The organism is Ensifer adhaerens, from assembly GCF_020035535.1.
Classification (GTDB): Bacteria; Pseudomonadota; Alphaproteobacteria; order Rhizobiales; family Rhizobiaceae; genus Ensifer.
In genome coordinates this window covers 529,684-550,375 of the sequence record NZ_CP083349.1, presented here as the reverse complement: position 1 = coordinate 550,375, position 20,692 = coordinate 529,684, and the positions used below count along the sequence as shown (strand labels likewise).

Annotated in this window: 21 protein-coding genes; 8 read left to right on the top strand and 13 right to left on the bottom strand. The window is 63.1% G+C overall.

Annotation, left to right across the window (positions count from 1 at the left end):
- Window positions 1-35 precede the first annotated feature (35 nt).
- Window positions 36-1,307 carry a phosphoribosylamine--glycine ligase gene (purD, locus tag LAC81_RS02635; RefSeq protein WP_223726609.1) on the top strand — a complete coding sequence of 424 codons (1,272 nt, stop codon included), beginning with the start codon at window positions 36-38 and terminating at the stop codon, window positions 1,305-1,307.
- Between the two features lie 107 nt (window positions 1,308-1,414).
- Window positions 1,415-1,948 (top strand): plant virulence effector HPE1-like domain-containing protein, encoded by a 534-nt coding sequence (locus LAC81_RS02630; protein ID WP_223726608.1) that lies wholly within the window; start codon window positions 1,415-1,417, stop codon window positions 1,946-1,948.
- A 119-nt stretch (window positions 1,949-2,067) separates the two neighbouring features.
- Here the strand turns inward: LAC81_RS02630 and LAC81_RS02625 are convergent, their stop codons facing one another.
- The 6 genes from LAC81_RS02625 to LAC81_RS02600 all read right to left on the bottom strand — a co-directional run bounded on the left by LAC81_RS02625 (window position 2,068) and on the right by LAC81_RS02600 (window position 9,347).
- Window positions 2,068-2,568, bottom strand: coding sequence for a DUF523 domain-containing protein (locus LAC81_RS02625; protein WP_223726607.1), 501 nt, complete (start codon window positions 2,566-2,568; stop codon window positions 2,068-2,070).
- Window positions 2,569-2,633: 65 nt separating this feature from the next.
- The gene (locus LAC81_RS02620; RefSeq protein WP_223726606.1) at window positions 2,634-3,014 is read right to left on the bottom strand and encodes a cupin domain-containing protein; all 381 of its coding nucleotides are present in this window, start codon (window positions 3,012-3,014) and stop codon (window positions 2,634-2,636) included.
- Window positions 3,015-3,120: 106 nt separating this feature from the next.
- Entirely contained in the window at window positions 3,121-5,286 is a 2,166-nt protein-coding gene (gene glyS / locus LAC81_RS02615) for a glycine--tRNA ligase subunit beta (protein ID WP_223726605.1), read from the bottom strand.
- A 111-nt stretch (window positions 5,287-5,397) separates the two neighbouring features.
- Window positions 5,398-7,338 (bottom strand): DUF2207 domain-containing protein, encoded by a 1,941-nt coding sequence (locus LAC81_RS02610; RefSeq protein WP_223727880.1) that lies wholly within the window; start codon window positions 7,336-7,338, stop codon window positions 5,398-5,400.
- 109 nt (window positions 7,339-7,447) lie between these two features.
- Window positions 7,448-8,719, bottom strand: coding sequence for a 3-phosphoshikimate 1-carboxyvinyltransferase (locus LAC81_RS02605; RefSeq protein WP_223726604.1), 1,272 nt, complete (start codon window positions 8,717-8,719; stop codon window positions 7,448-7,450).
- Window positions 8,720-8,798: 79 nt separating this feature from the next.
- Window positions 8,799-9,347 (bottom strand): LemA family protein, encoded by a 549-nt coding sequence (locus LAC81_RS02600; RefSeq protein WP_058320413.1) that lies wholly within the window; start codon window positions 9,345-9,347, stop codon window positions 8,799-8,801.
- Between the two features lie 247 nt (window positions 9,348-9,594).
- Here LAC81_RS02600 and LAC81_RS02595 point away from each other — a divergent pair, with 247 nt between their 5' ends.
- Window positions 9,595-9,792: a hypothetical protein gene (locus LAC81_RS02595; RefSeq protein ID WP_113538035.1), complete on the top strand. Its 198-nt coding sequence runs from the start codon at window positions 9,595-9,597 to the stop codon at window positions 9,790-9,792.
- Here LAC81_RS02595 and LAC81_RS02590 read toward each other — a convergent pair.
- The 6 genes from LAC81_RS02590 to LAC81_RS02565 form a co-directional block, all read right to left on the bottom strand.
- Window positions 9,785-10,348 carry an AAA family ATPase gene (locus LAC81_RS02590; protein WP_223726603.1) on the bottom strand — a complete coding sequence of 188 codons (564 nt, stop codon included), beginning with the start codon at window positions 10,346-10,348 and terminating at the stop codon, window positions 9,785-9,787. The genes LAC81_RS02595 and LAC81_RS02590 overlap by 8 nt on opposite strands.
- A complete protein-coding gene (locus LAC81_RS02585; RefSeq protein ID WP_113538037.1) occupies window positions 10,345-11,301 on the bottom strand; it encodes a glycine--tRNA ligase subunit alpha in 957 nt (318 codons plus the stop codon). Before LAC81_RS02585 ends, LAC81_RS02590 begins: the two co-directional genes overlap by 4 nt.
- A 125-nt stretch (window positions 11,302-11,426) precedes the next feature.
- The gene (locus LAC81_RS02580; RefSeq protein WP_223726602.1) at window positions 11,427-11,618 is read right to left on the bottom strand and encodes a hypothetical protein; all 192 of its coding nucleotides are present in this window, start codon (window positions 11,616-11,618) and stop codon (window positions 11,427-11,429) included.
- Between the two features lie 34 nt (window positions 11,619-11,652).
- Window positions 11,653-12,519, bottom strand: a complete 867-nt coding sequence (locus LAC81_RS02575) for a S49 family peptidase (RefSeq protein WP_223726601.1) — start codon at window positions 12,517-12,519, stop codon at window positions 11,653-11,655.
- A gap of 151 nt (window positions 12,520-12,670) precedes the next feature.
- Complete coding sequence (locus LAC81_RS02570) at window positions 12,671-13,444, bottom strand: tRNA1(Val) (adenine(37)-N6)-methyltransferase (protein WP_223726600.1); 774 nt, start codon at window positions 13,442-13,444, stop codon at window positions 12,671-12,673.
- Window positions 13,445-13,484: 40 nt separating this feature from the next.
- Window positions 13,485-13,706, bottom strand: coding sequence for a DUF2007 domain-containing protein (locus LAC81_RS02565; RefSeq protein WP_113538040.1), 222 nt, complete (start codon window positions 13,704-13,706; stop codon window positions 13,485-13,487).
- 107 nt (window positions 13,707-13,813) lie between these two features.
- Here LAC81_RS02565 and LAC81_RS02560 point away from each other — a divergent pair, with 107 nt between their 5' ends.
- The 4 genes from LAC81_RS02560 (at window position 13,814) to moaB (ending at window position 18,293) form a co-directional block, all read left to right on the top strand.
- Window positions 13,814-14,830 carry a polyprenyl synthetase family protein gene (locus LAC81_RS02560; protein ID WP_113538041.1) on the top strand — a complete coding sequence of 339 codons (1,017 nt, stop codon included), beginning with the start codon at window positions 13,814-13,816 and terminating at the stop codon, window positions 14,828-14,830.
- 161 nt (window positions 14,831-14,991) lie between these two features.
- Window positions 14,992-16,827 carry a tetratricopeptide repeat protein gene (locus LAC81_RS02555; RefSeq protein WP_223726599.1) on the top strand — a complete coding sequence of 612 codons (1,836 nt, stop codon included), beginning with the start codon at window positions 14,992-14,994 and terminating at the stop codon, window positions 16,825-16,827.
- 7 nt (window positions 16,828-16,834) lie between these two features.
- On the top strand, window positions 16,835-17,749 hold the full coding sequence (locus tag LAC81_RS02550; protein ID WP_113538043.1) for a 4-(cytidine 5'-diphospho)-2-C-methyl-D-erythritol kinase: 915 nt from the start codon (window positions 16,835-16,837) through the stop codon (window positions 17,747-17,749).
- Between the two features lies 1 nt (window position 17,750).
- Window positions 17,751-18,293: a molybdenum cofactor biosynthesis protein B gene (moaB, locus tag LAC81_RS02545; RefSeq protein WP_223726598.1), complete on the top strand. Its 543-nt coding sequence runs from the start codon at window positions 17,751-17,753 to the stop codon at window positions 18,291-18,293.
- A gap of 292 nt (window positions 18,294-18,585) precedes the next feature.
- Here the strand turns inward: moaB and LAC81_RS02540 are convergent, their stop codons facing one another.
- Entirely contained in the window at window positions 18,586-19,116 is a 531-nt protein-coding gene (locus LAC81_RS02540) for a glycosyl transferase (RefSeq protein WP_223726597.1), read from the bottom strand.
- A gap of 185 nt (window positions 19,117-19,301) precedes the next feature.
- Here LAC81_RS02540 and LAC81_RS02535 point away from each other — a divergent pair, with 185 nt between their 5' ends.
- Entirely contained in the window at window positions 19,302-20,459 is a 1,158-nt protein-coding gene (locus LAC81_RS02535; RefSeq protein WP_223726596.1) for a PA0069 family radical SAM protein, read from the top strand.
- The last annotated feature ends 233 nt before the right edge of the window (window positions 20,460-20,692 follow it).

Here is a 20,692-nt window from a genome sequence, read left to right as displayed (position 1 = left end):
CGCAGCGCAGCAATTTCAGGATATCGGGGGCTGCAATGAAGGTTCTTCTGATCGGATCGGGTGGGCGCGAGCATGCCCTTGCATGGAAGATTGCGCAGTCTCCCAAACTGACGAAGCTCTATGCGGCACCGGGCAATCCCGGGATCGCCGAAGAAGCTGTCATCGTCGCCCTCGACACCGAGGACCATGCGGCCGTCGCCGCCTTCTGCCGTAAGGAAGCGATCGATTTCGTCGTCGTCGGACCTGAGGGTCCGCTGGTCGCCGGTCTCGCCGACGTGCTGCGCGCAGCCGGCATCGCCGTCTTCGGCCCGTCTGCCGCCGCCGCCCAGCTTGAAGGTTCCAAGGGCTTCACCAAGGATCTCTGCGCCCGCTACGACATCCCGACCGGCGCCTATGGCCGCTTCACCGATGCCGAGACGGCGAAGGCCTATGTGCGCAAACAGGGTGCGCCGATCGTCATCAAGGCCGATGGTCTGGCTGCCGGCAAGGGTGTGACCGTCGCCATGGCGCTCGACGAGGCGCTCGCTGCCGTCGACGATTGTTTTGCCGGCGCCTTTGGTTCCGCCGGCGCCGAAGTGGTGGTGGAAGCCTATCTCGATGGCGAGGAAGCAAGCTTCTTCTGTCTCTGCGACGGCAAGACGGCGCTGGCGCTCGCCTCTGCCCAAGATCACAAGCGCGTTGGCGACGGCGATACCGGACCGAACACCGGCGGCATGGGCGCCTACTCTCCAGCCCCGGTCATGACCACCGAAATGATCGATCGGACGATGAAGGAAATCATCGAGCCGACGATGCGCGGTATGGCGGAAAGCGGCCACCCCTTCTCCGGCGTCTTCTTTGCCGGTCTGATGATCACCGCCAAGGGACCCGAACTCATCGAATACAATGTCCGCTTCGGCGACCCGGAATGCCAGGTGCTGATGATGCGGATGAAGAGCGACTTGCTGCCGCTGCTTTATGCCGCCGCGACCGGTACGCTCGCCGGCATGACTGCGGAATGGCGCGACGAAACGGCACTCACCGTGGTCATGGCCTCCAAGGGTTATCCGGGCAGCTACACGAAGAACACCCCGATCGATGCCCTTCCTGCGGCCTCGGCTACCACCAAGGTGTTCCATGCCGGCACAGCGATGAAGGACGGCGCCCTGGTCGCAACCGGCGGCCGCGTGCTCAACATCACCGCGACGGGTGAAAGCGCCGGCGCGGCGAAGGACGGGGCCTATGCGGCGGTCTCGGCGGTTTCCTGGGAAAACGGCTTCTACCGCCACGATATCGGCTGGCGCGCGGTTGCCCGCGAGAAAGCGTGATCCGGAGCGCAACTCATCCCCGGATCATTCTATTTTTACCAATTCTCCTGACGGGAAAGTAAGGGAGCGCGCATATTCTCACCGCTAACAATTGCGGGAGAAAGCGTATGCGCCTGTTGCTGATCACCACCGTCCTCGGGCTTGCCGCCGGCAACGCAGCGGCATCGTCGATCGAGGCGATCGCTTCCGGCACGACCGACAATGCCAGTGTCGCCACGGTCTCTTGCGCCGCATGCCCGCCGCTGCAGTCGAAGAAGAAGGTGACCTATGTCGTACCCACGATTGCGACGGGCGACGAAACGATCGAGCTCAAGAAGATCAACGGCGAGATGAAGATGGTGCGCACCGAAGCCTGGCTCGGTGGCTCGCCGGTCGTCTTCGTCAGCAAGCCTTCGCAGGAGATCGTCAAGGCTGCCGCCGCCGAGGGCGATGCCTCCCCGACGGTCATCGTCTCGACGAATGCGAACGACCAGAACGCGGTAGCCGACGACGCAAAGCTGATCGCTATCGACCGGACGGCAAAGACCGCCGCCGTCACGCCGATCGGCGCTTCCATGGCAGGCCCGGCCGCCTCCACACCAGACGCCGACATCGCCTCACGGCATTTTGATCCGTCCTCCCTCGAACTTCGGCTAGACTGATCTTCTATCGGGAAAGTTCCCTGCCCCGCTCAGCCGTCCCCTGCTTGCAAGGCTGACGGGCGTATCGCTGCAAGAGCGAGAGATTGCGCCCCTGAGAGAAGCAGGGGCGCAATCTTCTTTTAGGGGTCTTCCAATTCTTCGATCCGCGCGACAAGCGCGTCGATTTCCCTGTCCGAATAGACTTCGATGCCATTGCCGGCGAGCAAGGCTGCGGTTACGCCCTCGCCCGGATGGCGCGCGCCGGAAAAGCTGCCGTCATAGACGAAGCCGGATCCGCAGGACGGGCTGCCATCAATCAGCAGCGCGAAGCGACAGCCGGTTTCCTTCGCCAGCGAAAGCGCATTTTCGGCGGCCCGCACGAAACTTTCGGTGACGTCGCGACCGTTGATCTCCACCACCCTTGCGCTACCTGCCAGAACGTCTTTGCCCACGGCACCGGCGGCGATTTCGGCCGGCGGGCGCGGCACCGGCATGCCGGCCGACATTTCCGGACAGATGGTCACAAGGCGGCCTTCGGCCCGCCAGCGGTCGATCGCTGGATGAACGAGCGGCTTCGACTGACCGTCATAGCGGACGGCATGGCCCATGAGGCAGGCGCTGACGAGGATCTTTTCGGACATATCTTCCTCTACTCCGAGGTTCCCTCATCCATCAAGCGCGATCCAAGCACCAGCAGGCGGACGCGTCAGATCCAGCGGTCGCTCTCGGCTGTACGCTCCCCGCCCTCATGACCGGTGTTGAGCGTGCCGCGCGGCTCGATCAGCAGCATCTTCACCTCGCGCTCGGCATAGGGCTTGTGCTCTACGCCCTTCGGCACGACGTACATCTCGCCCGGCCCAAGCGTCACCGCGCCATCGCGAAAGTCGATGCGCAATGTGCCCTCAAGGACGATGAAGGCCTCGTCGGTATCCTTGTGATCGTGCCAGATGAAGTCGCCCTCGATGCGCACGATCTTGAACTGGTAGTCATTGAGTTCGGCAATGACGCGCGGTTGCCACCGATCGTTGAAGAGCGCGAGCTTTTCGGCGAAATTGATCGGCTTGTAGGTCTTCTGCGCAATATCCATCGGCTGTCTCCATCTGCTTGATGGAGACAGGATATAGGGCGCTCAGCGGCGACCTGCTTGAACGTTTGTGCGACCACGACCGCGAACGGGCGGCCGCCCCTCCGCTTTAGCCGGCGATCTTCGAGAAGTCCGCGACCGTGCCGGTGGCCGAGCGGATGAGGCCGAGCAGTGCCAGGCGGTTACCGCGGATCGCCGCATCGTCGTCATTGACCAGTACGTCGTTGAAGAACTGGTCGACGGGCTGGCGCAGCTTTGCCAACGCTTCCATTGCGGAGCGGAAATCCTCCTTGGCGATCGCCGCGCGCGCTTCGCCGGAGCCGGCTTCGACGGCCTGGTGCAGCGCCTTTTCGGCATCGAGACGGAAGAGGCCGGCGTCGACGGCGTCGGCGACGGTCGTGCCCTTCTTTTCCTCGGCCGCCAGGATCTGCGTCGCGCGCTTGGTGCCGGCGAGCAGGTTCCTGCCCTCTTCGTCGGTGATGAAGGCCGTGAGTGCCTCGACGCGGCGGGCGATCATCAGCAGGTCGTCCGAATCCGACGTCAGCACGGCGTCGATCAGGTCATGACGGGCGCCGAGATCTCGCAGGTAGACCTTGAGGCGATCGTGGAAGAAGGAGAGCAGATCGGCGGAAACATCATCCGCAAGCGCCGGCTTCTGCGCACGAAGCGCGACGAGTGCCGTTTCAAAAGCCGGCAGCAACGCCAGACGCGCCTTGCCTTCCAGGATCAGACGGATGACGCCGAGTGCCGCGCGGCGCAGCGCATAGGGATCCTTGGAGCCGGTCGGCTTTTCGTCGATCGCCCAGAAGCCGACGAGCGTGTCGAGCTTGTCGGCAAGCGCGACCGTCACTGCGACCGGTTCGGTCGGCACGCGGTCGGACGGACCTTGCGGTTTGTAGTGATCCTCGAGCGCATCGGCGACCGACTGCTCTTCGCCCTGAAGCAGCGCGTATTTGTGGCCCATGATGCCCTGAAGCTCGGGGAATTCACCAACCGCTTCGGTGCGCAGGTCCGCCTTCGCGAGCACAACGGCGCGATCGACGAGCCTCTGGTCGGCGCCGGTGACCTTGGCGAGTTCAGCGGCCAGCGCCCGGATGCGGGCGACGCGTTCGCCCTGGGTGCCGAGCTTGGCGTGGAAGGTAACGTTCAGGGCGTCGAGCTTGGCCATGCGTTGGTCGAGCGGTTTCTTGAGATCCAGGCTGAACTTCTTCGCGGACGCTTCCAGCGTTTCGAGATCCGGCAGGTTGCCCTGGTCGCGATGCCAGAAATGCGCCGCATCCGAAAGGCGAGCGCGCACGACCTTGCCGTTGCCGTGCACGATCTCCTTGCCGCCGTCCTTGGCCTCGATGTTCGAAACGAGGATAAACTTGTTGGAGAGCGTTTCGGCACCCGGCGCGCGGGTGACGAAGCACTTCTGGTTGGTCTTGATGGTCAGCCGGATGATTTCCGAGGGGATTTCGAGATAGGCCTCCTCGAAGCTGCCCATCAGCACCTGCGGCCATTCGACGAGGCCCGAGACCTCTTCGAGCAGACCTTCGTCTTCGACGAGCTCCAGGCCATTGGCGAAGGCCACGTTGCGCGCATCGGCAAGGATCATTTCCTTGCGGCGCTCGCCGTCGAGAACGACCTTCGCCTTTTCCAGCTTCTCGGCGTAGTCGGCAAAGCGGCGAACGGTGATTGCTTCCGGCGCGTGGAAGCGGTGACCATAGGTGACGTTCGAGGCGACGATACCGTCGACCTCAAACGCGATTACGTGGGTTTCCTCGGTTTCCGAACCGAAGGTGCAGACGATCGACTGCAGCGGGCGGACCCAGCGAAGCGCACCGGGCTTTGCCGAGGCGACGCCGGAGCGCATCGGCTTCGGCCAGGGGAAATTGCGAATGATGCCCGGCATCGCCTCGGCGATGATCTCTTCGGCGGCACGACCCGGCTTGACGATGTGGGCGACGTAGAAATCGCCCTTCTTCGGGTCGCTGTGGACATGCGCCTCGCTGATCGAGGAGAGGCCGGCGCCGCGCAGAAAGCCTTCGATCGCCTTTTCGTTGGCGTCGGTGCGCGGGCCCTTGCGCTCTTCGCGGATATCGGCCGAGCGGGCGTTGAGGCCACGGATATCGAGCGTCAACCGGCGCGGCGTCCAGTATTCGCGCGCACCCTCATAGGTCAGGCCCGCTTCGACCAGGGCATCGGTCAGCAGCTTCTTGAGGTCGCCGGCCGCCTTGCGCTGCAGGCGGGCAGGAATTTCCTCGGAGCGGAGTTCGATAAGAAGATCGGGCATAGGCGTGACTTTTTCTGTTCCGGACGGTTGCGGCGGACTTAGCAATCTCTGGCAAGAATGTCACCAAGCCCGTCGATGAATTTGGCTGTCTCAGCGCGCATACGCCGGCGCTTACCAGCCGCCGCCACCACCACCACCGCCGCCGCCGCCGGAAAAGCCGCCACCGGACGAAAAGCCTGACGATGACGACTTGGGTGGAGGCGGCAGGGACGACGTCATCGTGTCCGCCATCGAGCCAGCAAAGCCGCCGATGCGGTCGCCGAAAGTGCTCGAGCCGAAATTGTCGCCGTGATACCAGCTCGGCTGATAGGCCGCGGCCGCAGCAGCGCCTGCCGCGGCGGCAAGCAACCAGCGATCGAAAGTCTCGGTCCAGGGCTTTTCGACGCCGAGCGCCACGGCATAGGGGAGCAGCGTCTCAAAATGCCGGGGTGACATCTCGGGCGCCCCTTGCATGTTCATCCGGTCCTTTTCGGCGAGCGTCATGTATTGCCTGAGCCCGTCGATGCCGTCCATCATCCGCGTGCCAAGTGGCGTCGGTGCGCCCATCAGGAAGAAGAACAGCACATTCACGAGGACAATGGCGCCAATGACGAACAGCAACGGCAATTCGTCGGTCTCAGCCGCGGAATAGAAGACGGCGGCCAGGATCGCCGAAAAGATCGTGAACGCGACGAAGCCGATGAAGGCGACCACCACGATCGACATGATCCGGCTCATCAGGCTCTTTTCGCGCCGAAGCGACTTGCCGAAGGAGACGGCGAGGATCGATACGAAGAAGGCGATGAAAACGGGAACGATCACCAGCGGCAGGCTGTCCTCGCTGAGGTCGCCGAAGAAGAATACGGCTGCGACCGCCAACACCGACAGGATGACGCCGGCAACCACATAGCCGGTGTTCGACAGATAATATTTGCCGCGATGCTCGCGTTCCATGGCGTTACGAAAATCCGCTCCGGTCGCCTGCACCCGGGTGCCATGGGCACGGTCGATGGTGAGCTTGCCACCCGCCGCATTGACCGCCTTCATCACGGCCGCCTCGCCGGTCGGCAGTTTTTCGTCGGCTTTCTTGCCGGTGGCGGCAATGACGATGGCGTTCTTCAGGTCTTCGAGAACGACATGGCCCTTGACCGCAAGATTGAGTGCGGCCGCCGACAGCGCCGTCCAGCCCTCGCCGGAAAAGCCCCTGTTGTCGATATAGTTGACCAGCGCCGGCGAGATGCCTTCCGGCGGATCCCAGCGCGGCACCATGACGCCGCGGTTCGGATCACGTCCGACCCTGAGCCAGGCCTGGCTATAGTAGAGAAGGACGACGGCCAGGCCGGCGCCGGCGATGACGAGCGCCAGATGGTCGTGCAGCCACCAGGCATTTTCCTGGCTGGAGGTGGGCCTGTCGATGCTGCGCTTCGGCATCTTGATCGCGATCGTCAGCCCTTCGCGCGGTTCGAGACGGCGGGTGGTGGCAAAGAAGATCTCGCTACCATCCCTGGATGCACGCGCGTCCTTGCCGGTCGCGCCATAGCCGCCCGTGAAGTAGTCGAGCGCTTCGGCCCGCACACCCTCCGGCAGCGTCACGGTCGCGCTCGCCTCGTCGATCGGGAAGTCCCACTCAGTGCCGGTGACGTTCCAGTAGAGTTCGTCGTGATCGTCGAAGAAGCGGATCTGCCGGCCGGTTTCATAGGTGAACTGGAAGGTATGCTCGCCCCGCTCCAGAAAGACCTCGGCCGAACCGGTGTAGATACGGATGCCGCCGTTGATTGTCTCGGTGCGGTAGGGCTCCTCCTCACCGTCGCGCTCGACAGAGAGCAGCTTGAAATCGACCTTGCTGCGCTTGCCCTTGGCATCGGTGAAAGTCAACGGCAGGTCGCGATAGATACCGCGACGGATCTTGTTACCCTCAACCGTCGCCGTGATCGTCTCGGTCACTGTCATCGTGCCGTCCTTGGCGACATCGATGACGGAGCGATAGGCGGAGAAGACCTCCTCCGCCCGACCGACGCCCGCCGATGCCAGCAAAAACACCAGAACGGCAAATGCGGCAGCGAAACGGACCATGCGGATCAAGCTTTCTTCCGGTTGAGGTTCAAGACACGGGATCGGTTCTTATGGCTGAGAACGGGATGCGCGCAGAAACCGCAGACACGGACCCGCATCCCGCCCGGTATCAAGGCCGGTCGCCAGTGAAATCGACGCCCAGCGAAGCGAGCGCGTCCCAATAGGTCGGGTAGGTTTTCGCGACGCAGCCGGGGTCCTCGATCGTGATGCCGTGGATCTTCAGGCCGGCAAGCGCGAAGCTCATGGCGATACGGTGGTCAGCGAAGGTATCGATCGAGGCGGGCAAGGTCTGGCCGGTGAGCGTGGGATCGGAGGAGACAATCAGATCGTCACCCTCCTCGTGCGCCAGGCCGGGCCGGATCGCCGTCAGGCCGAGCGACAGCGCGCGCACACGGTCGCATTCCTTGACGCGAAGGTTTGCGAGGCCGACGAAGCGCACCGGCGTGTTGTTGAAGGCGGCAAGTACCGCGATCGTCGGGATCGCGTCCTGCATCTGCGAACCGTCGATGACGGCGGGCAGGTTCGGGAAGCTTGAAATCACCGCATGGGCGCGCGCATCCGGTTGCGAAAAGGCCGTCGCCGGGACGCCGAGATCGATGGCGCCACCGGTCAACACTTCCGCCGCCCAGAGATAAGTGGCGGCCGAAGCGTCCGGCTCGATAACGTAGTCGGCCGCCTTGTAGCCGGTCGGCGCGACCTGCCAGACGGACGGGCTCACCTGCTCAACTTCGGCGCCGAAGGCGCGCATGGCGGCGACCGTCAGGTCGATATAGCCGCGCGCGCCGATCTCGTCGCCGGCAAGCTCGATGCTGACCGGCCCCTTGGCGCCCGGTGCCGCCATCAGCAGGGCAGAAACGTACTGGCTGGAGAGGCCGGCATCGATGACGACGCGCCCGGCCGGAAAGCCACCGGTGCCCTTGACGGTCACCGGCGGGCAGCCGGTTTCGGAGGTGACCTCGACGCCGAGAGCGCCGAGCGCTTCGACCAGCGGCTTGATCGGGCGCTTGCGCATGTGCTGGTCACCGTCGACGACGACGGTGCCATCAACGAGCGCCGCAGCGGCGGTCAGGAAACGCGTAGCAGTTCCGGCATTGCCGAGGAACAGCGGTGCGGCCGGCGGGAGAAGTTCGCCCGTGCTTGTTACGACAAAGGTGGTTTCATCCGGCTCGCTCACCTCGACACCCATCGCCCTCAGCGCATCCGCCATGTAACGCGTGTCGTCGCTCTTCAGCGCGCCTGTCAGCCGGCTCGTGCCCTTCGCAAGGCCGGCAAGCAAAAGCGCGCGGTTGGTGATCGACTTCGAACCCGGCGGGCGCACATGGCCGCGGAGCGGATGGTCGGTCGGCAGGATGGTCAGTTTCTTCATGCTGTCGGTGGTCATCGAATGGGGTCTCTTGATGCGAATTGAGCCGCGATGGGAGCCCGCGGCCGGAATGTGTTTGGCGATCGATTGAATATGGTCAGAACTTGACCTGCGGCACCGCGCGGTCGGCTTCGTTGGTGATCTCGAAATAGCCGGCTTTGACGAAGCGGAAGGCGTTGGCGATCAGGTTGGACGGGAAGCTCTCGACCTTGACGTTGAGGTCGCGGGCCGCACCGTTGTAGTAACGGCGCGACATCTGGATCTCGCCCTCGATCGTCTCCAGCGAACGCTGCAGCTCGGCAAAGTTTTCGTTGGCCTTCAGGTCCGGATAGGCTTCCGCCAGCGCGAACAGCTTGCCGAGCGCCTGGGAAAGCGCACCCTCGGCCTGGGCCCGCCCCTCGACGTCGCCGGATGGCACCGCCTGGGCGCGGTTGCGCATGGCAATCACCTCTTCCAGCGTCGATTTCTCGTGTGCGGCATAGCCCTTCACCGTCTCGATCAGGTTGGGAATGAGATCGGCACGGCGCTTCAACTGCACATCGATGCCCGACCACGCCTCCTCGGCGATCTGCCGCGCCTTGACGAGACCGTTATAGACGAAAACCAGATACAGGATCACGACGACGGCAATTGCCAGACCGATCATAGGGCACCCTCCAAAGAATTCGCGCAGAGATTAACATCCGCGTCTCAGCTTCATAGCGCTTTCTGCAGCATTCGGGCCGAGAAACGCACTCCTCCCCAATTGCCATTCGCAGTGTGAACACACTGTTCACCGCAGCAATGCGTCCTCACGCCGATACATCTCGATTCCTGTTCCAATGGTAACGGCGACCGGGCGGTCGATGGGCGATAGTCCCCCCAACGAACAACCCGAAACCGAAGTGAAGTCCATGAAAACGCTCGCAACCCTCATCAACGTGACCGCCTTTACGGCGCTCTTCGTTGCCTATGCGAGCGTCGCCTCAGCCGAACGGCCGACCGGTGTTCGCCGCGCCTTGCAGACCTATTCCGGCCAAGTCTATACCGGCGCCTACCCCACCTTGAAGCCGTTCTGCAAGAACGACGTCAACGCAGCTCGGGTCATCTGACAACGGGACCGGCGATCGCAGCCGCGATCGCTTCCGCCGCTTCGTCGGCGCCGAGCACCGTCACGTCGATCTCGACCAACTGGTCGCCTTTGCCCCGCAGCAGCCTGTGAGCACGCCGCAATCCGAGGAGCACCTCGGGATCGGTCAACTTGTGCTGCTTGGCTCTGCCCGCCCGCGTTAGCCGCTTCAAGTTTTCCTCAAGACCGCAATCGATGACGACCGCGACGAAGCGCGCGCCCCGTCTTTGCGCGAGTGCAGCATAGTCTTCGAAGGCGCGGTTATCGGCGGCATCATCCGACAGCGCATCGGTAAAGACGAAGGATTGCTCGGCCGGCGCCTTGGCGATGTGTTCGAACACACTTTCGCGGATGGCCGCACGCAGCGAACGATAGAGGGGCGTGCCACGCGAAAACAGCGCCTCGGCGGGATTGATCAGCGTGTGGTTGTCGGCGAGGCGCGCGCCCAGCCTTTCAGCCAGATGGCGCGCGATCGTGAGCTTACCGGTTCCCGGCCAGCCGTTGATGTGAACGACGAGGCCGGCAGGCTCCTGGGTCAAGCGGCGTCCCGGTTGAAGTTCGCGCCGCCGGCGTCGGTCAAGAGGAAGGCTTCGCCGCAGGCCTTGGCCAGCGTGCGCACCCGCAGGATGTAGCTCTGGCGCTCGGTAACGGAGATGACGCCACGGGCATCGAGCAGGTTGAACACGTGGCTCGCCTTGATGCACTGGTCATAGGCCGGAAAGACACATTTATGCAGGTGGTTGTTGCTGTGATCGCCCGGGGCGCCGGCGGCGAGCAGCGCCTGGCACTCGGCTTCGGCATCAATGAAATGCTGATGCAGCATGGCGGTGTTGGCATATTCGAAATTGTAGCGCGAATATTCCTGTTCCGCCTGCAGGAAGACGTCGCCATAGCTGATCTTCTCGGCGCCTTCGCGGCCGTTGAAGTTCAGGTCATAGACGTTGTCGACGCCCTGCACATACATGGCGAGACGCTCGAGACCGTAGGTCAGCTCACCGGAAACCGGCGAGCACTCGATGCCGCAAACCTGCTGGAAATAGGTGAACTGCGACACTTCCATGCCGTCGCACCAGCACTCCCAGCCGAGACCCCAGGCGCCGAGCGTCGGGCTTTCCCAGTCGTCCTCGACAAAACGGATGTCGTGCAGCAGCGGGTCGAGGCCGATCGCCTCCAGCGAGCCGAGATAGAGCTCCTGCAGGTTGGACGGGTTCGGCTTAAGCAGCACCTGGTACTGGTAGTAGTGCTGCAGGCGGTTCGGGTTTTCGCCGTAGCGGCCATCGGTCGGGCGGCGCGACGGCTGAACATAGGCGGCGCGCCACGGACGGGGCCCGAGCGCGCGCAGGGTCGTTGCCGGATGGAAGGTCCCGGCGCCCACTTCCATGTCGTAGGGCTGCAGCACGGCGCAACCCTTGTCGGCCCAGTAGTTGTGCAGTGTCAGGATCAGAGCCTGAAACGAGCGCTTCGGGTTCATATGATCAGGCAGAGTGGTCATGGATCGCGTCCGGATTTCTTCTAAAAATGTGCCGGACAGGTGCCACGCCTGATGACAGGGGTCAAGCAACTACAGCGCCGGCCTGCCAATTAGACGCGCCGGAGCCTCCACCCTCATTGATCCCGCTACTCGTCGTCGCGTTTCAGCCTGTACTCACCGGTTTCCGGATCCTGGACCAGCGTGCCCTGCGCCCCGGTCCGCTCTTCGCGGCGGCTCTGTTCGCGCTGGCGTGTCAGTTTCTGCGCATCGGCCACGAACTTGCGATAGCCGAGCCAGAAGACGAAACCTGCAATCAGGAGCAGGATGAGTTGCGGCATTGTTCCTCCAAGGACATCTCACGCAGGTCAGGGCTCAAAGCCCGAACCGCGCCCACAATGCCCTTTCCTCGATTGCTTCGGCAAGACCTGCTGCGGCCGACGCAGCCAGGGGCTCGACAATGGCGCCCGCAACGGCCGCGCCGGTCTGCCGGCGGCCGAAAAGGCTGCGCACCGGCTGGATGAGTTCGAGCCGCGCCTTGTCGCCATAGCGCTTCTTCACCTCGCCGCGCAGATCGCCGAGACCATCGATGACGCCGAGCTCCAGCCCACGCCGGCCGGTCCAGAAAAGGCCGGAGAAGATATCCGGATCGTCGGCGAGCAACTGTCCGCGACGCGCCTTCACCATCTGGATGAAGGTATCGTGGATATCGAGCTGGAGGTTCTTCAGAAAGGCGATGTCGTTTTCCTTTTCCGGCTGGAACGGATCGAGCATCACCTTGTTTTCACCCGCCGTATAGACGCGTCGTTCGACGCCGATCTTCTTCAGCAGTTCTGGAAAGCCGAAGCCGCCGGAGACGACGCCGATTGAGCCGACGATCGACGTCGGATCAGCGATGATCTCATCGCCGGCAAGCGCGATCATGTAGCCGCCAGACGCTGCAACGTCCTCGACGAAGATCAGCACACGCTTCTTTTTCTCCTGGGCGAGGTCGCGGATGCGCTGATAGATCAGGCGCGACTGCACCGGGGAGCCGCCGGGCGAATTGACCGAGATTGCGACAGCGGGCGCTTCCTTGATTGCGAAGGCCTTTTCCAGAAGCGGTGCCGCCGTTGCCAGGTTGAGCGCGGGTCGGAATTGCCCACCGCCGGCCATGATCGCACCGTGAAGCCGGACAACGGGGATCGTCACGCCTTCCTTGCGAAATCGCCTCGGCAACAACCGTCTCAGGAACGCCTTCATTTCAACTCCTGCCTACTGGGTCACGTTAGAGCGGGATGCGGGCGAAAAACCGCGCAACATTCTTCCTGAATGCCGCTCCGATGCCAAATGTATTGGCCCATCCATGGCATGTATGCACTGCCGCGACAAACGCAATGCCGCATACGGTAAATCATCGGCGGTGGTACGCGGCGCGACCGTTGTTGAGATCGTCGACATGATCGGCGAAGCGATGCCCCTCCTCGTGCATGACGAGCGGCGCGCGGAAGACCAGCCGCTTGCGGCTCTGCTTGATCGCCGTCACCAGAATGCGCACGGCATTTTCGCCGACGCGCGGATGAAGCGCGGTGATCTCGATGCCGCCGAAACGACGGCCGCAGGCGGCGATGATCTCGGCGATCGACTCCGGCCGGGCGATCAGCGACAACTGTCCACCCGGCTTCATGATTGCGCCCGCCGTCTTCACCCAGACCTCGAAGAGCCCGTCGCTCATCGCATGGGCCTCGGCCTTGAGGCTGTCCGGCGTCTTGCGGTCGGATGCATCGTTGAAGGGCGGGTTCATGATCACGTGATCGAAACTGTCATCCGCCAGGCCGGCCGAGACACGCGCCTTGCCGGCAAGCGATACGTCCGCCTCCAGCACCGAGACCCGCGACGCAAAGCGTGCGTTTTCGGCGAGTTCCAGGCTGCGGCGGGCGTATTCCGCCATGACAGGCGAGCGCTCTACCAGCACCACTTCCGCACCCTCCACCCGAGACGCGACGGCCATGCCGGCGGCGCCTGCCCCGGCGCCGAGATCGGCGACCCGGCAGGGGCGATCCGAGGAAACGAGCGATGCCAGGATCATTGCGTCCATACCGGAGCGGTGCCCCTGCCCCAACGGCTGGACGACATGGAACTTGCCGCGATGGAAGGCATCGACGGTTTCAGTTGCGGCAGAAGCCATTATACGCGCACCTGCGGCATCACCGGATTGCATGGCACCCTCACGGCCGCAACTCCGCCTCGAGCCCGGCGTCGATCAGAATTCGCCGCGCGGCATCCGCGTCCTCGTCCGCGACCAGAAAACGGCGGGGCAGCAGGCCGAGCGAGCCCTCCAGAATGCTCATCCCCTGATCGGCGATGAGGCTTGCAATACCGGCGTCCTTCATCAGGCTCTCGGCAAAGGAGAGCACGACGGCATCGTTGGTACGGATCAATTCCTTCATCCGGCGGTTTTTCCTGTCCTATTTCAGCAAGCGGGACAATTCGCCTCTTGCCGCACGTGGCACCCCTTCCTATTGTCGAAAGCGACAATGAAAACAGGAGTCCCGGTGTGGGCGTAGTGATACCGCTGGAAGACAGCAAAAACAAACAGGCGTCCGTTAAGCCGCTCGTCGACCTGACAGCGCCGGACATGGAGCGCGTCAACCAGCTCATCCTGTCGAAGGCCGGCTCCGACGTTCAGATGATTCCCGAGGTCGCCAACCACCTGATTTCTTCCGGCGGCAAGCGGCTGCGCCCAATGCTGACGCTCGCTTCCGCAGCGATGTTCGGCTACGAGGGCGACGCCCATGTCAAGCTCGCAACCAGCGTCGAATTCATGCACACGGCGACGCTGCTTCACGACGATGTCGTCGACGAAAGCGACCTTCGCCGCGGCAAGTCCACCGCACGCACGATCTGGGGCAACCAGGCGAGCGTTCTGGTCGGCGACTTCCTCCTCGGCCAGGCCTTCCGCATGATGGTCGATGTCGGTTCGCTCGACGCGCTCGACGTGCTGTCGACCGCCGCTTCCGTCATTGCCGAAGGCGAAGTTCTGCAGCTTTCCGTCGCCAAGAACATGGAAACGACCGAGGACGATTATCTCCAGGTCATCCGTGCGAAGACCGCCGCCCTGTTTGCCGCAGCTGCCGAAGTCGGACCGATCGTCGCCCAGACCAGCAAGTCCGACCGCAACGCGCTGAAATCCTATGGCATGAACCTCGGCCTCGCCTTCCAGCTCGTCGACGATGTGCTCGACTATGGTGGCTCGTCGAGCGACCTCGGCAAGAACGTCGGCGATGACTTCCGCGAAGGAAAAATCACGCTTCCGGTCATCCTGTCCTACCGCCGCGGAACGGCCGAAGATCGGGCCTTCTGGCGCGAGGCGATCGAAGGCGGCGACAGCAGCGATGCGAATCTCGACAAGGCGCTCGGGCTGATCAAGCGCTATGGGGGCCTCAGCGATACCATCGCCCGCGCCCAGCACTACGGCACGATTGCCCGCGATGCGCTGGCACCGCTGCCGGCGTCACCCTGGAAATCGGCGCTCACCGAAGTCATCGACTTCTGCATCGATCGGGTAAGCTGACGGACTTCGGCAGAGCCGAGACAAACAACAGGAATTTCTTGCCGCGTTGCGCCAAAAAAGCCATTCTGTTCCTCAAGAGTTGTGCTGGGCTATACGTGGCTGACTCCGAAAACAACCCTCAGTGGTGCGATTGGCCGAGCAATCGGCACGAAAGGTTTGACATGCGGCAAATGACGATCCTCCGCCTCCTCAGCGGCGCAGCACTGTTGGCTCTCGCCGCAGTCAGCGGCAGCCACCAGGCCTTCGCGGAAGACAAGGCCGCCCCCGTCGAGGAAAGCGAACCCTTCGACATCAAGTCGGTGAACACCTTCGCCGGCGCCTTCCTTGCAGCTCGCACCGCCGATACGGACCGCGACTTCGCATCGGCCACCCAGCTCTACCGGATCGCACTGCAGTTCGAACCGAACAACAACGACGTCAAGCAGCGGCTGATGATCACGCTGCTGATGGCTGGCCAGTTCGACGAGGGCGCGCAGGTTGCCGAGCAGCTCAAGTCCGACCCGGCCGTCGAGCGCATCACCACCGTGATCCGCGCGATCGAAGCGATCCGCAAGCGCGAGTATCGCAATGCGCAGAAGCTCCTGAACTACCAGGGTCCGAACGATCTCGACCGGCTGATGAACGGACTGCTTTCCGCCTGGTCGAAGTTCGGTCAGGGCAAGCCGAAGGAAGCGCTGGCAGAGATCAACGGCCTCCAAGGTCCCGACTGGTTCCGCGTGTTCAAGAATTATCATGCAGGCGCGATCGCAGTTGCCGCCGGCGACAAGCAGACAGCCCGGACCAGGCTCAACGACGCCATTCTCGATCGCGAAGGCGGAAGCGCTGCGCCCGATACCTTCATGCGTGCGGTCGAAGCGCTCGCCCGGTTCGAGGCACGCGAAGGCAACAAGCAGAAGGCGCTCGACACCGTCGCCGTCGGCGAGAACATGGTCAACAACTACACGCCGCTGCAGGCGCTGAGGACCGATATCGAGAATGGTGTTCCGCAGGAACAGCAGGTCAAGAACGCCAGCCAGGGTGCTGCAGCCGTGCTCTTCTCGATTGGCGCTGCCCTCAACCGCGACGGCGCCGAAGATATCGTTTCGCTCTATCTGCAGACCGCGCGCCGGCTCGACCCCGACAGCGCCGACATCCTGGTGATGCTCGGCGGGATCGCCGAGAACCTGAAGAAGCCGAACGAGGCAATCGAACTCTACAAGGCTATCCCGGAAAACTCGCCGATGCGGCGCGTTTCGGAGCTGCAGCTCGGCCTGAGCCTCGCCAGCATCGGCAAGGTCGACGAAGCGAAGCAGCACCTGAAGGCGCTGATCGACGTCGACCCGAAGAACATCCGCAACTATCTCGCCTATGGCAGCGTGCTTTCCGATGCCAAGGACTACAAGGAGATGGGAACGCTCTACGACAAGGCTGTCGAACAGATCGGGTCGGTGCCGAAGCGTACCGACTGGACCGTCTTCTTCCAGCGCGGTATCGCCTATGAGCGCCAGAAGCTCTGGGACAAGGCCGAACCGAACTTCCGCAAGGCGTTGGAGCTCAATCCGGACCAGCCACAGGTTCTGAACTATCTCGGCTATTCCTGGGTCGACATGAACATCAATCTCGACGAAGGCCTCGAGATGATCCGCAAGGCGGTCGAACTGAAGCCGGACGACGGCTACATCGTCGATTCGCTCGGCTGGGCCTATTTCCGCATGAACCGCTTCGACGATGCGGTGGTGGAACTGGAAAAGGCGGCTGAACTGATGGCTGGCGACCCGACCATCAACGATCACCTCGGCGACGCCTACTGGCGCGTCGGCCGCAAGCTCGAAGCCGTGTTCCAGTGGACGCAGACGCTTGAGCTGAAGCCCGAGGAGGCCGAGATCCCGAAGATCAAGGCGAAGATCGAAAACGGCCTGCCGCCGCTGAAGGAGGAGGTTCCGGCCTCTGCCGATGCCAAGGAAACCGCGCCGAAGAAAGTGACCCCGGAAGCACCGGCGCCGGACAAGAAGTCCTGATCGATCCATGACCGAGGACGGCATTGCTGGCTTCACGCTGACGCGCGCGGCGCCCGCAAAGATCAACTTGGCGCTCCATGTCGTCGGCCAGCGTGCCGACGGCCATCATCTTCTCGAAAGCCTCGTCACCTTTGCCGATCGCGGCGACCGCATCGGCCTTGCATCGGCAAACGCCGATCTCTTCACCGTTTCGGGGCCTTTTGCTGCCGAACTGCCCATGGATGCCAGCGCTGAGGGCGGCAATCTGGTGCTAAAGGCGCGGGACCTCCTGCGTGCGGAACTGCGCGCGCGCGATCCCGCCGCCGCCGGCACTGTTCACCTGCATCTCGAAAAGAACTTGCCCCTCGCCTCCGGTATCGGTGGCGGATCTGCGGACGCGGCGGCCACGCTGCTCGGGCTTCTCGAACTTTGGGGCGCCACGATCGAACCTTCTCGCCTCGACGAGATGGCATTGGCGCTGGGCGCCGACGTGCCGATGTGTCTTGCCGGCATGCCCCTCGTGGCGAAGGGCATCGGCGAGGAGATCACGCCGCTCGCCCACCTTCCATCCCTGTCCCTCGTGCTCGTCAATCCGCTCGTTGCCGTTTCGACGCCTGTGGTCTTCCGGACGCTTTCAAACAAGACCAATCCACCGCTCGTTCTGCCGCAGAACCTTGGAACGATCGACGCATGGCTGGCGGCCATGGCGGCAATGCGCAACGATCTGCAGCCGCCGGCGCAGCAGTTGCAGCCGGTGGTAAGCGATGTCTGCCAAGTGCTGACGGAAGCAGGCGCGACGCTGGTGCGGATGTCAGGCTCAGGCGCAACCTGCTTCGGCATTTTCGACAACGGTGCGCATGCGGCTGCGACAGCGCGCACTCTTTCGGAGGCGCAACCCGGCTGGTACGTTCTCGCCTGCAACACGACAGGAAGAGGCAAATAGAATGGCCGGCATCGACCAAAAACGTCCCTTCATTCCCATCGGAATTGCTGTTCTGACCGTTTCAGATACGCGCACACTCGCTGACGATAAATCGGGCGACACGCTGGAAGCGCGCGTGCGTGACGCCGGTCATCGCCTCGAAGCCCGCGCGATCGTGCCGGACGATCGGGCCAAGATTTACGACCAGGTAAAGGCCTGGACGCTGGAGCCGACGATCGACGTGGTGATCACGACCGGCGGCACGGGTTTCACCGGCCGGGATGTGACGCCGGAGGCGCTGGAGCCGCTGTTCGAAAAACGCATGGACGGCTTCTCCGAAGTGTTCCACCGGATTTCCTACGAAAAGATCGGCACCTCGACCATCCAGTCGCGCGCGACCGGCGGGGTCGCCAACGCCACCTTCATCTTCGTTCTGCCGGGATCGCCAGGGGCCTGCCGGGACGCCTGGGACGGCATCTTGAAGCAGCAGCTCGACTACCGGCACATGCCCTGCAATTTCGTCGAGATCATGCCCCGACTCGACGAGCACCTGAAACGCGGCTGAGCCGGAACCCGCCACGCGCAACCATCGCTCTTCGGGTGCGTCTGTTACCTTTGTAACTGACAGCCATTTTTTGCCTCGTTAGCGTCCGATTACCAGCCAGCGAAGATCGGACGCCGCACGTTTCTCTTCGGGCTGCAAAAACGCCTCCCCGCCAATATCCCCGGGCGGGGAGAACAAGGGGATACGACGTGCAGCCAGAATGCTGCCCGGCAAGAACTTTATCAGACAAGGTCATTTGAGAGACACCTTGAGGTGCCGTCCCCTGGACTGGCACCTTTTTAGTGCGTGGAGGTCAAGGGCGCGCCGGTCTGCCTTCGATGGCAACCCAGGCCGGAACGAGCTCGGTAGGGAGCTTGCGAACGGCCCGGACGTTCGTCATGTCGCCGAGGCAACGGTTGCCCGCCGCCGCCGCCAGGGCATCGTTCTTGTTCATCAGGAAACCCGCTTCCAGCGGCTTCTTTCGCCGGACCATACGGCTGAAAAACGGCTTGCGATGCATCCGGGAATCGGAGAACCGCGCGGGCGTCCTGTTCAGCGAGACGTATTCGGCAAGTTCGTCAATCCAGCGACCGATCGGGCGCGCGCCGGGCTCAAGCAACATCAGCCATTCACCGCGTGCCGAGCGCACGACATCGCCGAGATCCCAATCGAGGCAAAAGCGGCAACCGGCGGCCTCGGCCACGCGCGACGAACCGTCCCTGGAGCCATGGTCTAGGATGATCACATCGCTGACGAGACCCTCCACGGCGCCGGCAACGAGCACCGAAAGCGTCTGCACCAGTTCGGCTTCGTTGTCCTGTGTTTCCATTATGATCGTCAGCATAGCCCGTCCTACCGCATCACCGTCACAATTGCTACATCCGCAGACCGGCGTCGGCGGTCTGCTGGGAGGCATCTTGGATCCATACGAAAACCTCCTGCTTTTTGTTCTTGAATTGTTCTCGTTTTCGCGATAGGAAAATAGTCAGAACAAAACGGGATCAGAAATCTGATTCCGGGGAGATTCCAATGACCGAGCTGTCTCAGATCAGGCAGGGTGCGCTCGCACCCGCCAATACGGCAGATGTCGCCGACGCGATGATGAGCGCAACCGGATTGCGGATCGACATTGACCGTCGCCGCGGGCGCGGTGCCGGACTCAACATGTCCGGCCGCTTCGAGCCACAGGCGCGGGAAAGCTTCGACGACGGCTGGGAGAGCCTGGAGGACCTGCCACCGTTCAAGACCGAAGTGCAGGTCGAGAAGCCGCGGTCGGTGATCACCCGGAACGATTCTCCCGATATCTCCTTCGATCGTTCGATCAACCCCTATCGCGGATGCGAGCACGGCTGCATCTATTGCTTCGCCCGTCCGACGCATGCCTTCATGGGCCTCTCGGCGGGCCTTGATTTCGAAGCCAAGCTCTTTGCCAAGCCGGATGCTGCTCGGCTCCTGGAGCGCGAACTGGCGCGGCCGGATTACAAGGTCAGGCCAATCGCCATTGGTACCAACACGGATCCCTATCAGCCGATCGAAAAGGAATGGCGCATCATGCGCCAGATCCTGGAAGTACTCAGCGAGGCCAACCATCCGGTCATGATCGTCACGAAATCGGCGATGGTGACCCGTGACATCGACATTCTTGCGCCGATGGCCGAGAAGGGACTGGTCCGGGTCGGCATCTCGGTCACGACGCTCGATCGCAAACTGGCACGAACGATGGAGCCGCGCGCGGCGACTCCTCCGAAGCGCCTGGAGGCGGTTCGCGCCCTCGCCGAGGCGGGCATTCCCGCCGGCGTTCTCGTCTCGCCCATCATCCCCGCGCTCAACGACCATGAGATCGAGCGGGTGCTCGAAGCGGCCAGGACGGCTGGAGCGACCGAAGCGAGTTATGTTCTCTTGCGGCTGCCGCTGGAAGTTAGCCCGCTGTTTCGCGACTGGCTGCTGCGCAACTATCCGGACCGTTATCGCCATGTCATGTCACTCATCCGCTCCATGCGGGGCGGCAAGGACTATGACGCCGAATTCGGCAAGCGCATGAAAGGCGCCGGTCCCTATGCGTGGCAGATCGGCCGCCGCTTCGATCTCGCCACCAAGCGCCTTGGCTTCAACCCGACACGCCGGCAGCTTCGCGACGACCTCTTCGTGCCGCCGCTGGGAACGGGGGTGCAACTCTCGCTTCTTTGACGATTTTCCGGGTGGCCTGCGCAGGGCCATTCCGGGTTCGTGACCGATGCTGCGCGCTGACGATGCCGGGAGATGGGATACCGCCACCACATTCCCTCAAGCAACCGGCGCCCAGAGGTCACAAAACAGTTCCGATGCCCTGCCCCCGCCTGGGGCATCGGCCATCCCCCCGTCCGCCGCCGCACTCGGACCTGGGGGCTTGAAGAGAATCGGTCGATCATGCGAATTAGACT

Bases quoted from the DNA above. Each gene is read 5' to 3' on its own strand.
- LAC81_RS02550 (WP_113538043.1), top strand. From the start codon at position 16,835: ATGACCGAGGACGGCATTGCTGGCTTCACGCTGACGCGCGCGGCGCCC.
- LAC81_RS02580 (WP_223726602.1), bottom strand. From the start codon at position 11,618: ATGCCGCAACTCATCCTGCTCCTGATTGCAGGTTTCGTCTTCTGGCTC.
- LAC81_RS02565 (WP_113538040.1), bottom strand. From the start codon at position 13,706: ATGAAGGAATTGATCCGTACCAACGATGCCGTCGTGCTCTCCTTTGCC.
- LAC81_RS02620 (WP_223726606.1), bottom strand. From the start codon at position 3,014: ATGGATATTGCGCAGAAGACCTACAAGCCGATCAATTTCGCCGAAAAG.
- LAC81_RS02605 (WP_223726604.1), bottom strand. From the start codon at position 8,719: ATGACCACCGACAGCATGAAGAAACTGACCATCCTGCCGACCGACCAT.
- LAC81_RS02535 (WP_223726596.1), top strand. From the start codon at position 19,302: ATGACCGAGCTGTCTCAGATCAGGCAGGGTGCGCTCGCACCCGCCAAT.
- LAC81_RS02570 (WP_223726600.1), bottom strand. From the start codon at position 13,444: ATGGCTTCTGCCGCAACTGAAACCGTCGATGCCTTCCATCGCGGCAAG.
- LAC81_RS02595 (WP_113538035.1), top strand. From the start codon at position 9,595: ATGAAAACGCTCGCAACCCTCATCAACGTGACCGCCTTTACGGCGCTC.
- LAC81_RS02600 (WP_058320413.1), bottom strand. From the start codon at position 9,347: ATGATCGGTCTGGCAATTGCCGTCGTCGTGATCCTGTATCTGGTTTTC.
- LAC81_RS02575 (WP_223726601.1), bottom strand. From the start codon at position 12,519: ATGAAGGCGTTCCTGAGACGGTTGTTGCCGAGGCGATTTCGCAAGGAA.
- moaB (WP_223726598.1), top strand. From the start codon at position 17,751: ATGGCCGGCATCGACCAAAAACGTCCCTTCATTCCCATCGGAATTGCT.
- LAC81_RS02540 (WP_223726597.1), bottom strand. From the start codon at position 19,116: ATGCTGACGATCATAATGGAAACACAGGACAACGAAGCCGAACTGGTG.
- LAC81_RS02625 (WP_223726607.1), bottom strand. From the start codon at position 2,568: ATGTCCGAAAAGATCCTCGTCAGCGCCTGCCTCATGGGCCATGCCGTC.
- glyS (WP_223726605.1), bottom strand. From the start codon at position 5,286: ATGCCCGATCTTCTTATCGAACTCCGCTCCGAGGAAATTCCTGCCCGC.
- LAC81_RS02630 (WP_223726608.1), top strand. From the start codon at position 1,415: ATGCGCCTGTTGCTGATCACCACCGTCCTCGGGCTTGCCGCCGGCAAC.
- purD (WP_223726609.1), top strand. From the start codon at position 36: ATGAAGGTTCTTCTGATCGGATCGGGTGGGCGCGAGCATGCCCTTGCA.
- LAC81_RS02555 (WP_223726599.1), top strand. From the start codon at position 14,992: ATGCGGCAAATGACGATCCTCCGCCTCCTCAGCGGCGCAGCACTGTTG.
- LAC81_RS02585 (WP_113538037.1), bottom strand. From the start codon at position 11,301: ATGACCACTCTGCCTGATCATATGAACCCGAAGCGCTCGTTTCAGGCT.
- LAC81_RS02610 (WP_223727880.1), bottom strand. From the start codon at position 7,338: ATGGTCCGTTTCGCTGCCGCATTTGCCGTTCTGGTGTTTTTGCTGGCA.